This is a genomic window from Staphylococcus sp. HMSC068C09 (assembly GCF_001813735.1).
Lineage (GTDB): Bacteria > Bacillota > Bacilli > Staphylococcales > Staphylococcaceae > Staphylococcus > Staphylococcus hominis.
The window spans coordinates 157,402-170,854 of the sequence record NZ_KV813778.1 but is presented as its reverse complement, the minus strand read 5'-3'; the positions used below and the strand labels follow the sequence as shown (position 1 = coordinate 170,854).

The following is a 13,453-nucleotide window of genomic DNA, read 5'->3' as shown; positions in this document are numbered from 1 at the left end:
TACAATTTTTTGATGTAAGATTTACAGTATAAAGGGGATTAAGGGGGGGATGGGCATGACAACATTACTTACTGTCATGCAATTTATAGTTAATATTCTTATTATTATGGTGTTACTGTCTCTATTAATTGTTGGGTTATATCTTTTATTCAAAGATAAAAGACAAGAACAACATAGTGTGTTACGTAACTTTCCTGTATTAGGCAGAGTACGTTACTTTTCAGAGAAAATAGGACCAGAATTACGTCAATATTTATTTGCAAATGATACCGAAGGAAAACCATTTTCAAGAAATCAATATACTGATATCGTTTTAGCAGGTAAATATCATTCAAGAATGACTAGTTTTGGTACAGAAAAAAACTATGAAGAAGGCTTTTATATTCGAAACGCTATGTTTCCATTACAAAAGTCAGAACTTCAAATTGATAACCATTCAATGATTTCAACATTTATTTATTCAATCGATAATGAACGATTGTTTAAGCGTGAAGAACATCGTGAGAATAAACACATCGATCCTTATTATTTATCAGATGATCATGCAGTTATTATAGGCGAAGAATTAGCACATCCCTTTAAAGTCAAACGTTTAGTAGGCCAATCTGGTATGAGTTATGGCTCATTAGGTGGGCGCGCGATTACTGCATTATCTCAAGGACTTGCACGTGCTGGCACATGGATGAATACAGGGGAAGGTGGATTATCTGAATATCATCTTAAAGGTGGCTGCGATATTATTTATCAAATTGGACCAGGTTTATTCGGCGTGAGAGATAAAGACGGTGGTTTTAGTGAAGAAGCTTTCTTAAATGTGGCAAACCATAAAGAAGTTAAAGCATTTGAAATTAAGCTTGCACAAGGTGCTAAGACACGTGGTGGTCATATGGAGGGCAATAAAGTTACAGAAGAAATTGCTAAAATTCGTAATATCGAACCCTATAAGACAATCAACTCACCTAACCGCTTCGATTTCATTAATAATCCAAAAGAGTTATTAGAATTTGTAGCTAAGTTGCAAAAACTCGGTCAGAAACCTGTGGGATTTAAAATTGTGGTAAGCAGAGTTGATGAAATTGAGGCCCTTGTTCAAGAAATGATTAACCTAGATATTTATCCAAACTTTATTACTGTTGATGGTGGTGAAGGTGGAACAGGGGCAACATTCCAAGAATTACAAGATGGTGTTGGCCTCCCACTTTTTACTGCCCTTCCAATCGTTACTGGTGTTTTAGAACGTTATGATGCACGCAAATATATGAAGATATTCGCATCTGGAAAACTTATTACACCAGATAAAATAGCCATTGCACTTGGACTTGGTGCTGATTTATGTAATATTGCAAGAGGTATGATGATCAGTATTGGTTGCATTATGAGCCAACAATGTCATTTAAATACTTGCCCAGTTGGCGTCGCAACAACTGATGCTAAAAAAGAAAAAGCTTTAATTGTTGAAGAAAAGCAATATCGTGTCACAAACTATGTGACGAGTTTACATGAGGGATTATTTAATGTTGCAGCTGCAGTAGGTGTTAAAAGTCCAAATGAAATTACAGAAGATCATATTGTGATTAAAAGAAAAAATGGATATATTGAAGATATCGCAAGTTATAAATTAAAACTTATTCAATAGTCAACAAAAAAGTGAGACAATCTATATCATCGAAAGGTTGTCTCACTTTTTTATTATTCTTCATTCATATTGCTTTTTTTCTTGAATCCAATTTTTTTAAGTTCTTTGACCGTACCATCCATTGTCACTTTTTTATAGTTTTTAGAATAATGTGCTAATGCAAAGTAACGACTAACATCTTTTAAGTTTGCTTTGTTATAATCAATATCTATGTTTTCAACTATTTTTTGATGCCTACTACTTAGCGTATATGTTACGCCCTTTTCCCCTTTTAATGGACGATAGTCTTTAAAAGATTTTTCACCTTCTTGTTTAGACATTCCCAGATCATCATATTTTAAAGTACTGACAGTTGATTGTTTAATCACTTTATTTTTTTTATAAGTTAATGTTGTAAGAACATGCTTACCATCAATATCACCTTCGTATGTTTTTGAACGTGATTGACTACAAGCCCCTAATATACAAACACTTAACACTGACAACACAAATAATGTTAAGACTTTTTTCATTATGCTCATCTACTTCCCCATCTTTAATTTTAAACAAATTATATCACTTACCAACTATGAATGGGATACATTTAATTTGCATAGATATGATAAACTATTGTTCATAAAATTCATTTTATCCATGCTACAATACACTTAACGAATTTTTTAGGAGGACTCAATGTATGAAAGAATCTATCGAATTACTAAAAACATTAACAGATGTTAATGGTATCGCTGGTTATGAGTACCAAGTTAAAGAAAAAATGCGAGACTATTTAACACCTATTAGTGATGAGATTATCGAAGATGGTTTGGGTGGTATCTTCGGTAAAAAGGAAAGTAAAACGGGATCTAAATCATTAATGTTAGCTGGTCATTTAGATGAAATTGGATTCATCGTCACTAAAATTGATAATAATGGATTTATTAAATTCCAACCTATTGGCGGTTGGTGGAGCCAAGTGATGTTATCTCAAAAAGTAACCATCACGACTGACGATGGTAAAGAAATACGAGGTATTATTGGTTCTAAACCTCCACATGTACTTGAACCAGAAGCACGTAAAAAGTCTATCGATATCAAAGATATGTTTATTGATATTGGTGTTAGAAGTAAAGCAGATGCTGAACAATACGGTATTGAAATTGGAAATATGATTACACCTTATAGTGAGTTTGAACAACTTGCAAATGGTAAATATTTAACTGCCAAAGCATTTGATAATCGATACGGTTGTGCACTTGCTATTGACGTACTTAACAATCTTAAAGATGAATCGATCGGTATTAATTTATATGCAGGTGGCACTGTACAAGAAGAAGTTGGTTTACGTGGCGCTAAAGTCGCAGCAAATAAAATCAACCCCGATTTAGCTATCGCAGTCGACGTTGCGGTCGCATATGATACACCTGGAATGGCACAATATGGTAGTGATACAGCCATTGGTGACGGCCCAGTAATTATTTTAATGGATGCTTCAAATGTGGCACATCAAGGCTTACGTCAACATATTAAAGAAGTGGCAAAAAAACATTATATTACGGTTCAATGGGATACCACACCACGCGGTGGTACAGATGCTGGTAGTATCCATGTTGCTAACGATGGTATTCCAACAATTGCTATTGGTGTGGCATTACGCTATATGCACTCAAATGTATCTGTTCTCCATACAGATGATTATGAAAATTCAGTACGATTAATCACTGAAATTGTACGTTCTTTAAATGACCAAACGTATAATCAAATCAAATGGTAATTTGAATATTGAAATGTTACATCTACTTATGTTAATATCACATTAACGAGTATTAACGTCATAACGATGCGAACCCCTAGTCTATTGCCCTAGACTAGGGGTTCTTTGTGTATTGGATTATCTGCCGTCTTTTTTATTCTTATATTGTTCAAACCAATAATCAAACAATATATTGAGCCACCTATTTAATATAGGTGCAATAACGAGTACAAATATTAACGTCATAACTTCACCTCCTTTAAACGTACTACCGTCTAAAGGAAAGACGACGACAATATTATACCATTTTTATAAAATAGAATAATTTATCTAAATATATAAAAAGTGAGAGACAGCCTCATACTGAAACCATCTCTCACACTTAAACGCTAATATATCCACTATGATTTATTCTACAGAATGTTTCCATTTATCTTCACTTAACATTTCACCAGGCCAAGTGTATGCCATCACACCACCATCAATACGAATCGTTTCACCTGTAATAAATGAACTATCATCTGATGCTAGGAAAGCAACCAATTTACCTACTTCTTCAGGTTGTCCTAAACGACCAAGTGGAGTGACCCATTTCTGATTATCGCGGAATGTTTTACCCGCTTCATCTTCAGATGTACCAGCTAAATGATCTACAAGCGGTGTTTCAATGGTACCTGGTGCAATCGCGTTCGCACGAATATTTTCACGTCCATATTCAATCGCAATCGATTTAGTGAAATTAATGACGCCACCTTTAGCGGCATTATAACCAGAACGATACAAGTCTGCTGCTTGTCCTGAGAATGAAGCTGTATTAATGATTGAACCTCCATTATCCAACATTAATGGTAATAAGAATTTCGTTACTAAGAATGTACCTCTCATATCGACAGACATAATTTTATCAAATACTTCAACTGGATATTCATGAATACGTCCTGCCCCATTATCTACACCTGCATTGTTGAAGATAATGTCAATGTGACCATAGTCTTGTTTAACTTTCTCAGCAAAATCTTTCACTTGTTGATCTTGAGAGATATCAACTTTATAAGCTGTCGCTTTACCGCCCTCTTGATTAATGTCATCTACAGTTTTTTCTAATTCATCTGAAATATCAAGTGCTAAGACATGTGCTCCTTCTTGCGCTAACACTTTTGCCGATGCTTGTCCAATACCTGTACTCGCACCTGTGATGACTGCAATTTTATTTTCTAAACGTCTCATCTTATCACACTCCTAGTGAACTTGTTTTCTAATACAACCTTATTCTTCCACTAAACAGTTTAGATTAAACGTGATACTAAAAATGAAATCGTTTTACAATTGAATTCTTTTCTATATCCAAAGAAATGTAAATATGATTCGTATCTTTTTCTATTAATAAAATTCATGTAAAATAAAACTATAATAGGAAGTATTGAAAGACTTAGGAGGCCATGATGGAAGAACGTATAGGATTAATAGATATTGGCTCGAATACGATTAGATTAGTTATCTTTAGATTTAGCAAAGATGCAGGATTAAATGAATTGCTCAACATTAAAACGCCTGCTCGCTTGAGTCAATATTTGACAAAAGAAAATAAAATGAGTCAAGAAGGTATTAAAGTACTCATTGAAGCATTACGCAGTTTTAAATCTGTATCTGAAAAATTTGAAGTAAAAGAATTGCATCCTATCGCAACAGCAGCAATTCGTCAATCTGAGAATAAGGATGACATTGTTAAAAAAGTAAAAGATGAACTTGATATTGAAATTTCAATTATCCCTGAAAAAGACGAAGCATATTATGGTTATTATGCTATTACTCATACTACGGAAATTGAAAATGGCGTATCTGTAGACATCGGTGGCGGTTCAACTGAAGTTACTTTATTTAAGGATAAAGAATTATTTGAATCACACAGTTTTCCTTTCGGTGTAGTAACATTAAAACATAAATTCTTTGATGGCAAAGATCACAATGATAAAGGCGCGATCAAAGATATGGAGAAATTTCTATCTCAACAATTTAGTACATTAGATTGGCTTAAAGATCAAGATGTTGCATTAGTCGGCGTCGGTGGTTCTGCACGTAACGTAGCACGTATTCATCAATCCGAACACGCTTATCCTATAAGTGGTGTACACAATTATACAATGTCAGATAAAGATATTGATGAAGTGTACAACGTTATACGTAAAAGTTCACGTGATGAGTTAAATAACCTAGATGGATTAAGTCGCGATCGTGCAGATATTATTCTTCCAGCGGTGTCAGTATTTAAGACACTTTATAAAAAAATAGATGCGAAGCAATTCACATTTTCAAGAAATGGCTTACGTGAAGGTTATATTATTAAACAAATTCGCTCACGCTATCCAGATGTATTTGACAAAAATAATGTGCGTAAAGAATCGATTTATTTCTTAGCCCATGATTATCACATCGAAGAACATAGCTCACAAGGTCGTCTAAAATTAGCACAATCTTTATTAAAACAATTACTTGATTTAGGTGATTTAAAGATTAATGACACAGAGCAACGTCTCTTTGAAGAAGCGACCTATATTTATTATTTAGGTAGATTTATTGATTCAGATTCAAGTTCTCCACATACGTATTATATTATCGCGAACTCAATGATTAATGGTTATACACATAAAGATCGCGTTAAACTCGCCCTTTTAGCAAGTTTTAAAAATAAATCTTTACTTAAGTTCTATTGTAAAGAAACAGATTGGTTCAGTAATAAGGAAATTGAAACAATTCAAGCACTAGGTGGCATTATTAAATTTGTGAATGCTTTAAATATTTCACAAACTAGCTTTGTTGAAGACGTGACTTTAAAAGAAACGAAAAAAGGCAATGACGATTATGAACTGACCGTACATTATACTGAAGGTGAACCGATTGCTGAGAAATATCAAGCATTAAGACAGAAAAAGCATATCGAAAAGATTCTTAAAGGATCAGTATCCATTGTCTTTACAAAATCTTAAAATTTGTATGCTATATTATAGATAGATAGTTCTGTCATAGACTATATATTTTTACAAATAGAAAGATTGATAATCGAAGAAATGACGAGGTGTATTTTGAATATGCAAACTCAATTGGGAGACTACGATATTAGCTTGCCGAAGTACTATAATAATCGCGAACTCAGTTGGTTAGATTTCAACTATCGCGTATTACAAGAAGCTTATGATAACAACAATCCACTATTAGAAAAATTAAATTTCGTATCTATCTTTAGTTCGAACTTAGATGAATTCTTCATGGTGCGTGTGGCTGGTTTAAAAGACCAAGTAAAAATGGGATTCGATAAACCTGAAAATAAAACACAAATGACACCACAAGAACAAGTAGATGCGATTCAAGAAAAAGCTAAAAAATATGTCAATATGCAATATGAACGCTATAACGAACTTATCGAAGAATTACGCAATTATGATATTGTTATGTGTAAACCAGAAAACTTATCTGACTCTATTTTAAGTAAGTTAGAAAGAGATTTTAAACTAACTATTTTACCAACGTTAACACCACTTGGTATAGATGCATACCATCCTTTCCCAAAACTAAATAATAAAAGTCTAAATATCTTCGTAGATATCGATACAGATGATGCCATTAACTCAGCGATTGTTCAAATTCCATCTCTTATCCCTAGATTTTTAACTTATAATGAAGGTTCAAAACAATATGTAGTCATGGTAGAAGATGTCATTACACACTTCATCAATCACTTATTTACAGGCTATGAAGTATTAAATACCTTTACATTTAGAATTACTCGAAATGCTGATTTAACGATTCATGAAGATGGCGCTGAAGACTTACTTATCGAAATTGAACGCTTCTTAAAAGAACGTAAAAGTGGTTCTGCTGTACGCTTAGAAGTCGACAATCGTACAGCGTCTATCGAAGATTTAGGATGGTTAACAGACACTTTAGAAGTAGATGAACAAGACGTTTACTTACTTAATGGACCTTTAGATTTAACATTTATCTTTGGCTTAGTTGACCATCTATCCCATAAATTGAAATATTTAACATATGATAAATATACACCACAAATTCCACGTTCATTAGGTAACAATAATGTGTATGATCTTGCATTAAAACGTGATGTCTTTTTCCATCACCCGTACGAATCATTTGAGCCTATCGTAGACTTTATTCGTGAAGCAGCTGAAGATCCTAACACGATTGCGATTAAACAAACGCTTTATCGTGTAAGTAAAGATTCACCCATTATTAAAAGCTTAAAAGAAGCGGCTGAAAATGGTAAACAAGTGACTGTACTTGTAGAATTAAAAGCACGTTTCGACGAAGAAAATAACGTTCATTGGGCACGTATGTTAGAAGATGCAGGTTGTCACGTTATTTATGGTATGACCCATTTAAAAACGCATAGTAAAATTGCTCTTGTCGTTAAACGTATCGGTGGCGAATTAACTTCATTCGTACACTTAGGTACAGGTAACTATAACGATAAAACTGCAAAACTATACACAGATATGGGTGTCATTACGACAGATACATTAATTGCTGAAGATGCCATTAATTTCTTTAACTATTTAAGTGGTTACTCAGTTAAACCTGAATATAATAAATTAATTGTCGCACCATTCGATATTCGTGACGTCTTTATTGATCGCATTGATAAAGAAATTGCAAGTCATCGTCAACATGGTAACGGTAAAATTATGATGAAAATGAACTCCTTAACTGATAAGGCCATCATTGAAAAATTATTTGAAGCATCTCAAGCGGGTGTTAAAATTCAACTCATTATTCGCGGTATCTGTTGCCTAAAACCAGGCATTCCAGGGGTCAGCGAAAATATTGAAGTTGTCAGTATTGTAGGTCGTCTATTAGAACACTCTCGTATTTACTACTTCTACAATAATGGTGACGAACGTATTTATTTATCATCTGCAGACGTCATGACACGTAACATGATTAAACGTGTTGAAATCTTATTCCCTGTAGAAGATAAAGAAATCGGTAAACGTCTTGTAGACTTTATGAATTTACAATTATCTGATAATCAAAAAGGACGTTATCAAGATCAATATGGTGATTATCATTACGTTCAAAATGATTTATCACCATTAAATTCACAAGCTTACTTGATGAAAGAAGCAGTTAAATATGGTAAAAAGCTAAAAAAGGAGACAACCCAGCCTTCAGGAATGCCCGTCGTTTCCAAAAGAAGAGCTAGCTGGGTCAATCGTCTTCGAAAAACATTAAAAAAATAATATGACTATAAAATAGCCAAGTCGTGTCATTCATAAGCACGACTTGGCTTTTTAATTTATTTCTCAGGATGTTCATACCAGTGTTTTAAGAATGTATATAACACATCACTATAAGTTTGAAGTTCTTGTGCTTCTATCTTTTCATCTACACTATGGGCTTCTTCTAAACTACCTGGACCATATAAAATGGTTGGAATATCAAAATGAGCTGTCCAACCTCCATCTGTCACTGTGGTACTCATACCATGTTTCATTTCGCTGTGATGAACGTGATAATGCGCATCTTGTAATTGTTTAAAGCCGGGATGTTCTAATGGAATAGTAAAACTTGGGAAAATTTCTCCCTTATCTTCTATCATTGATTCACCGCCCCATTCGAACTGTAATGGGTTCTCTCTCAACCAAATGTCTGCATCTGCAACACGATTTAAATACGCTTCTATCTCTTTTGTAACGTCGTCATAACTTTCATTAGGTAAATAATGAACCGTAATCCATAAACGACATTCATCAGCAATAAAAGCAGGATGACGTCCCCCTTCAATAACTGCTGGATTAATCGTATTCGCACCTGGTGGCATCCCAGGACTATGTTTCATTACTGCCCAGTGTTGTTCAAGTTCATTCAGTGCTTGAATGATTTTAGTCATTTTTTCAATTGCACTTGCACCAAATAAACCTCCGCCAGCATGAATCGTTTGACTACGTGCACCATCATGAATGGTATTCTTACTTTTAACCGTAATCCACCCTGTAATGACCCCGCCTTGTCCAAGTGCCATATTTTCACTTGTATCTAATACTAATGCTAAATCTGCTTGAGGACCGATTTCACATGCGCGTTTTGTTCCCGCTTCACCCACTTCTTCTCCTACTACAGATTGCACGACAATATCTCCTTTAGGTCGTCGTCCTTCTTGATGTAGTTTTTCAAGCACATAAAACAGCGAGGCCATACCGCCTTTCATATCACTCACACCACGACCATATAGCCACCCCTCTTTTTCAGTTAATTGAAACGGTGGATAGTGCCAATTAGAATCATCGTCCACATTCGCCACATCTACATGACCATTGAGAATTAATTTAGGTGCATCCTCATCTTCCCCTTTTAATGTTGCGACGATAACACTATCATTTTCATATAAATGTTCACGTTGAATATCAAAATTTAGTGTTTTTAATAATTGTTCAATGTCATCTTGTAAAGGATCCGTATTACGTCCAGGAGGACTTTCCGTATTATATTTAACTAATCCATCTAACAATTCAAATAAACGTTGTTCCATCACTTTATCACCCTTTTAAGTTATATGATCTTTCAATATAAGTGTAACATTTCAACACTAATATTGAAGGGTAAAAAGGAGCGTTTCCTACCATAGGCACGAAACGCTCTTATTCTCATTAGATTTAAATTGGACGAACGACGACTTCATTAACGTTTACATGTGCAGGTTGCGTCACTGCATAAATCACCGCATCCGCTATATTCTCAGGATCTAATTTCTTTCTATCACCAAAGTCATATACTTCTGTCATAGGCGTATCTACCATTCCTGGTAAAATACTTGTTGATTTAATACCCGTTCGCGCAAGCTCTTTTTCTAAAGCTTCTACGATACGTAATACAGCAGATTTCGTTGCACTGTATAATGCACTTGTCTTATTAACTTCAAAGCCCGAAATAGATGCCATATTGACAATATGACCACTAGATTGTTCTTCAAAATGAGGAAGTACGGCATTCAGACCATATAATAATCCTTTAATATTCGTATCAACCATTTTATCCCAATCGTCTACTTTGTAATCTGTGATTTTAGAAGATAAGTTAATGCCTGCACAATTAACAAAGATATCGACTTTTCCAAATTTAGCAATCGCATTTTCTACGAGCGCATCAACGTCATCACGATACATCACATTGGTTGGCGTAATAAGGTAGTCGCCTTCATTCAAATGTTCTGCAACACGTTGTAACTTCTCATCACTACGACCAGCTAGTACAACTTTAGCGCCTTCTTCAGCAAGTCGTTTGACTGTTGCTTCACCAATTCCACTACTCGCACCTGTAATAATCGCAACTTTATCTGTTAATTTAGCCATATTCATCATCCTTTATTGTTGTTTATTCATTCAATTTCCATAATTCTCTATAAATAAACGTCTGTATCAATTTAAAGTCTCAATTATAGATTGTAATTTAAAAGTAAACGTAATAAAGTGAAGATATATATTACTATAAATAAAGGGGAATAGAATATGTCTGTGATTGCGAAAGATTTTAGTCCATTAGTTCAAGCATTACGTCAAAAAGTAGGCCGCACAAGTTTTTCATTTCGTTTCGAAGATTTATTTACTAAAGAAGAATGGTTAAACATGAGTGTCAAAGAACGCACACGTCAAGAAAGAGAATTTATTGCACGAATGGATCACATTCCAAATATTCGAATGCCTTTTTCTAGTGAAGAGGGCTATAAGTTCAAATTGTATAATCAAGAGTATCAATATAACGAAGTGAAGAACAACTTTAAATCTTTATAATAAAAAACCCACATCAAGGGAAGTGAGATGTGGGTTTTAACACATTATCCAAAAATGATTGGGGGTATATTTAGGGTATGCCCTCGATTGCTCACCAACGAGGGCATGACATTATACGTTCATGAATGTTATAGGAGGTCATTCAATTCTGTATTTTAATTTGTAACTAGTGTTTTACGTTCGAGACCATAGAAGTATAAACGTTCAGCATCTAAATACGACATTGAATCAATTGTCATATATCCATCTTTTATATCACTAATTAATCCTTGGTTTACGCCTGTTTTTAAATAAATATCGTAGCTACCTTCTTCAGAAAAAATAACGCCTTCTATTACCTTTCTCATTAGTATCACTCCAATTACTTATTCCTTACAATTCTTATCATACACGCTTTTTTTTATTTTAAAAGGGGTATGTGATGATTTTCACAAATAGTTCAATAATTTAAAAATTTGTTTGTTCATTTTTTCACATGTAAGTTGAATTTAAATGATAAGTATGTTAGGAGATTAAAAAATGCGTGCTATTTTGCTCCTTATCTTGTTCCTTCAGGAATGTCACAAATATAGAATAAGAGATCTAGGTCTTCTATTTAATTTGTTTTACTTCTTCTTTTGTTACTACAAACCAACTTTGACATATTTCTTTTAACATATTTTTTTTATAAATCATTAGAAAGGGTCTCTCTTTAACATTACCAATTTTTCAGTAAGCCTCATTTTTCTTATCTTTAACATATTCTTTACTATCTTTATTTTTAGAATTTTTTAATATACTATTCATTTTATCTAAACAAATATTATAATAATTCTCTTTATTAATATTAAATCTTTTTTCAATATCTTGTCTTAAAACAGATTTTTTTATAGAGCATAATTCAAGTTTAGTGATGTTATCAGCAAAAATCTCTTTTCCATTGTTCTCTCCCCATATAAATAAGTAACTATCTGTTGAATCATATTTATCTCCAAATAGCCATCCCTCTTTTAATTCATTATTCTTATTGTAAAAAAATATTTCTAATGCGAAGATTGGTATCTCTTTATTAAAATATGTTACTGCCGCTTTCTCATCAATATTAACTTTTTTTTCATGACCATATTCAATAGTTAAATCTATTCCACGATGTTGTTTTTTAGAATCAACGGTTCTTTTAATATCTTTAATTTCACAATTACTCAAAATACTATTTAAATTTTTATAAAAATATTCATCTAAAAATTGCCTATTTCTATTTCCTTTTTTAAATCATAGTCTATATTACTTTTATTCATTATATACACCAACTTTATATGTAGTTTACAATTATATTATTAAATTAGTGATAATAAACAAAAAACAACACTAAAAATAGTGTTGTTTTAAAAAAGTTTTAATTGACTAAATTTATCTTTAGTCAGTTTTTCTATTTTTTCAATTTGATTGCCAATCCTTGTAACGATAGGAACTACTAGAGCATTTCCCATACAAAAGTATCTCATACGATCAGGCATTGTATCCGTCCAATTATCAGGAAAACCATTTAACCTTTCTGCTTCTATAGGAGTTAGAGTTCTATATTTCTCATTAATTTTTAAAAAATGCGAGCTTCTATTAACTGACGCTTCACTAGTTAACATGGTTCTAGCAGGTAAGTCCAAATCATCGAATTCTGACATTCCACCTTCTGAAAAATAGTATTCATGACCATCTTTAGAAGTTCTTTTTATTTTTTTGGGACCTCTCAAGTATTTAAATTTCTCAATTTTTTCTTCCGATAAAGTATAATTATCATCTACTTCATTTAAGACTATTTCACCTAACGTTATTGATTTTTCATATTTAGGAATAGTGTCAATTGTTAAGATGTTGCCATTTTTCATGATGCCACTATTATAAAACTGAAAACTAAATTCATCTGATATTTCTACAATATCCTTTGATATGGCAATAGAATTAATTCTATTTTTGTTTGGTTCGCTTTGTATCGGAAAAGCTTCCGCAAACATTCCATATTTATATATCAATTCTTCAAGTGAGTGTTTATCTATTAAATTAGCATAATCTAAATCTTGTTTGTAGCCAAAAATAAAAACTCTTCTTCTTCTTTGAGCATTTCCGTAGTCAGCTGCATTAATTACTCTCCATTCTACATTATAGCCAAGTTCATTTAATGTTGATAACATGACACCAAAGTCTCTTCCCCTTTGACTTGACGGTGATTTTAATAAGCGGTCTACATTTTCTAGTAAAATATACTTAGGGTAAGTGTTTTGAATAAATCTAATAATTTGCCAAAATAAA

12 protein-coding genes are annotated in these 13,453 nt (G+C 33.0%); 5 read left to right on the top strand and 7 right to left on the bottom strand.

Annotated features, from left to right (window positions below):
• The first annotated feature begins 55 nt into the window (after nt 1-55).
• Nucleotides 56-1,636, top strand: a complete 1,581-nt coding sequence (locus tag HMPREF2930_RS10290; protein WP_017175006.1) for an FMN-binding glutamate synthase family protein — start codon at nt 56-58, stop codon at nt 1,634-1,636.
• 53 nt (nt 1,637-1,689) lie between these two features.
• Here the strand turns inward: HMPREF2930_RS10290 and HMPREF2930_RS10285 are convergent, their stop codons facing one another.
• Entirely contained in the window at nt 1,690-2,148 is a 459-nt protein-coding gene (locus tag HMPREF2930_RS10285) for a DUF1307 domain-containing protein (protein WP_029376762.1), read from the bottom strand.
• 164 nt (nt 2,149-2,312) lie between these two features.
• Between HMPREF2930_RS10285 and HMPREF2930_RS10280 the strand changes: the two genes are divergently transcribed.
• Entirely contained in the window at nt 2,313-3,389 is a 1,077-nt protein-coding gene (locus HMPREF2930_RS10280; protein WP_017175008.1) for a M42 family metallopeptidase, read from the top strand.
• A 387-nt stretch (nt 3,390-3,776) separates the two neighbouring features.
• Here the strand turns inward: HMPREF2930_RS10280 and HMPREF2930_RS10275 are convergent, their stop codons facing one another.
• Nucleotides 3,777-4,595: an SDR family oxidoreductase gene (locus HMPREF2930_RS10275; RefSeq protein WP_017175010.1), complete on the bottom strand. Its 819-nt coding sequence runs from the start codon at nt 4,593-4,595 to the stop codon at nt 3,777-3,779.
• Nucleotides 4,596-4,810: 215 nt separating this feature from the next.
• Here HMPREF2930_RS10275 and ppx point away from each other — a divergent pair, with 215 nt between their 5' ends.
• Entirely contained in the window at nt 4,811-6,352 is a 1,542-nt protein-coding gene (ppx, locus tag HMPREF2930_RS10270) for an exopolyphosphatase (RefSeq protein ID WP_017175011.1), read from the top strand.
• 102 nt (nt 6,353-6,454) lie between these two features.
• Nucleotides 6,455-8,620 (top strand): RNA degradosome polyphosphate kinase, encoded by a 2,166-nt coding sequence (locus HMPREF2930_RS10265; protein WP_017175012.1) that lies wholly within the window; start codon nt 6,455-6,457, stop codon nt 8,618-8,620.
• Between the two features lie 56 nt (nt 8,621-8,676).
• On the opposite strand, the gene HMPREF2930_RS10260 is transcribed toward HMPREF2930_RS10265, so the two are convergent.
• On the bottom strand, nt 8,677-9,909 hold the full coding sequence (locus tag HMPREF2930_RS10260; protein WP_017175013.1) for an acetylornithine deacetylase: 1,233 nt from the start codon (nt 9,907-9,909) through the stop codon (nt 8,677-8,679).
• A gap of 124 nt (nt 9,910-10,033) precedes the next feature.
• Nucleotides 10,034-10,729, bottom strand: a complete 696-nt coding sequence (locus HMPREF2930_RS10255) for an SDR family oxidoreductase (protein ID WP_017175014.1) — start codon at nt 10,727-10,729, stop codon at nt 10,034-10,036.
• A gap of 156 nt (nt 10,730-10,885) precedes the next feature.
• Here HMPREF2930_RS10255 and HMPREF2930_RS10250 point away from each other — a divergent pair, with 156 nt between their 5' ends.
• Nucleotides 10,886-11,167, top strand: a complete 282-nt coding sequence (locus tag HMPREF2930_RS10250) for a DUF1413 domain-containing protein (protein ID WP_017175015.1) — start codon at nt 10,886-10,888, stop codon at nt 11,165-11,167.
• Between the two features lie 155 nt (nt 11,168-11,322).
• Here HMPREF2930_RS10250 and HMPREF2930_RS10245 read toward each other — a convergent pair whose 3' ends face one another.
• The 3 genes from HMPREF2930_RS10245 to dcm form a co-directional block, all read right to left on the bottom strand.
• Nucleotides 11,323-11,514, bottom strand: a complete 192-nt coding sequence (locus tag HMPREF2930_RS10245; protein ID WP_002448449.1) for a hypothetical protein — start codon at nt 11,512-11,514, stop codon at nt 11,323-11,325.
• 361 nt (nt 11,515-11,875) lie between these two features.
• Entirely contained in the window at nt 11,876-12,352 is a 477-nt protein-coding gene (locus HMPREF2930_RS10240) for a hypothetical protein (protein WP_017175016.1), read from the bottom strand.
• Between the two features lie 179 nt (nt 12,353-12,531).
• A partial coding sequence (dcm, locus tag HMPREF2930_RS10235) for a DNA (cytosine-5-)-methyltransferase (RefSeq protein ID WP_070597400.1) occupies nt 12,532-13,453 on the bottom strand: 922 nt, incomplete at its 5' end.

Excerpts from the sequence above, each read along its gene's own strand:
- HMPREF2930_RS10290 (WP_017175006.1), top strand. The coding sequence starts at position 56 with ATGACAACATTACTTACTGTCATGCAATTTATAGTTAATATTCTTATT.
- HMPREF2930_RS10285 (WP_029376762.1), bottom strand. The coding sequence starts at position 2,148 with ATGAAAAAAGTCTTAACATTATTTGTGTTGTCAGTGTTAAGTGTTTGT.
- HMPREF2930_RS10280 (WP_017175008.1), top strand. The coding sequence starts at position 2,313 with ATGAAAGAATCTATCGAATTACTAAAAACATTAACAGATGTTAATGGT.
- HMPREF2930_RS10275 (WP_017175010.1), bottom strand. The coding sequence starts at position 4,595 with ATGAGACGTTTAGAAAATAAAATTGCAGTCATCACAGGTGCGAGTACA.
- ppx (WP_017175011.1), top strand. The coding sequence starts at position 4,811 with ATGGAAGAACGTATAGGATTAATAGATATTGGCTCGAATACGATTAGA.
- HMPREF2930_RS10265 (WP_017175012.1), top strand. The coding sequence starts at position 6,455 with ATGCAAACTCAATTGGGAGACTACGATATTAGCTTGCCGAAGTACTAT.
- HMPREF2930_RS10260 (WP_017175013.1), bottom strand. The coding sequence starts at position 9,909 with ATGGAACAACGTTTATTTGAATTGTTAGATGGATTAGTTAAATATAAT.
- HMPREF2930_RS10255 (WP_017175014.1), bottom strand. The coding sequence starts at position 10,729 with ATGGCTAAATTAACAGATAAAGTTGCGATTATTACAGGTGCGAGTAGT.
- HMPREF2930_RS10250 (WP_017175015.1), top strand. The coding sequence starts at position 10,886 with ATGTCTGTGATTGCGAAAGATTTTAGTCCATTAGTTCAAGCATTACGT.
- HMPREF2930_RS10245 (WP_002448449.1), bottom strand. The coding sequence starts at position 11,514 with ATGAGAAAGGTAATAGAAGGCGTTATTTTTTCTGAAGAAGGTAGCTAC.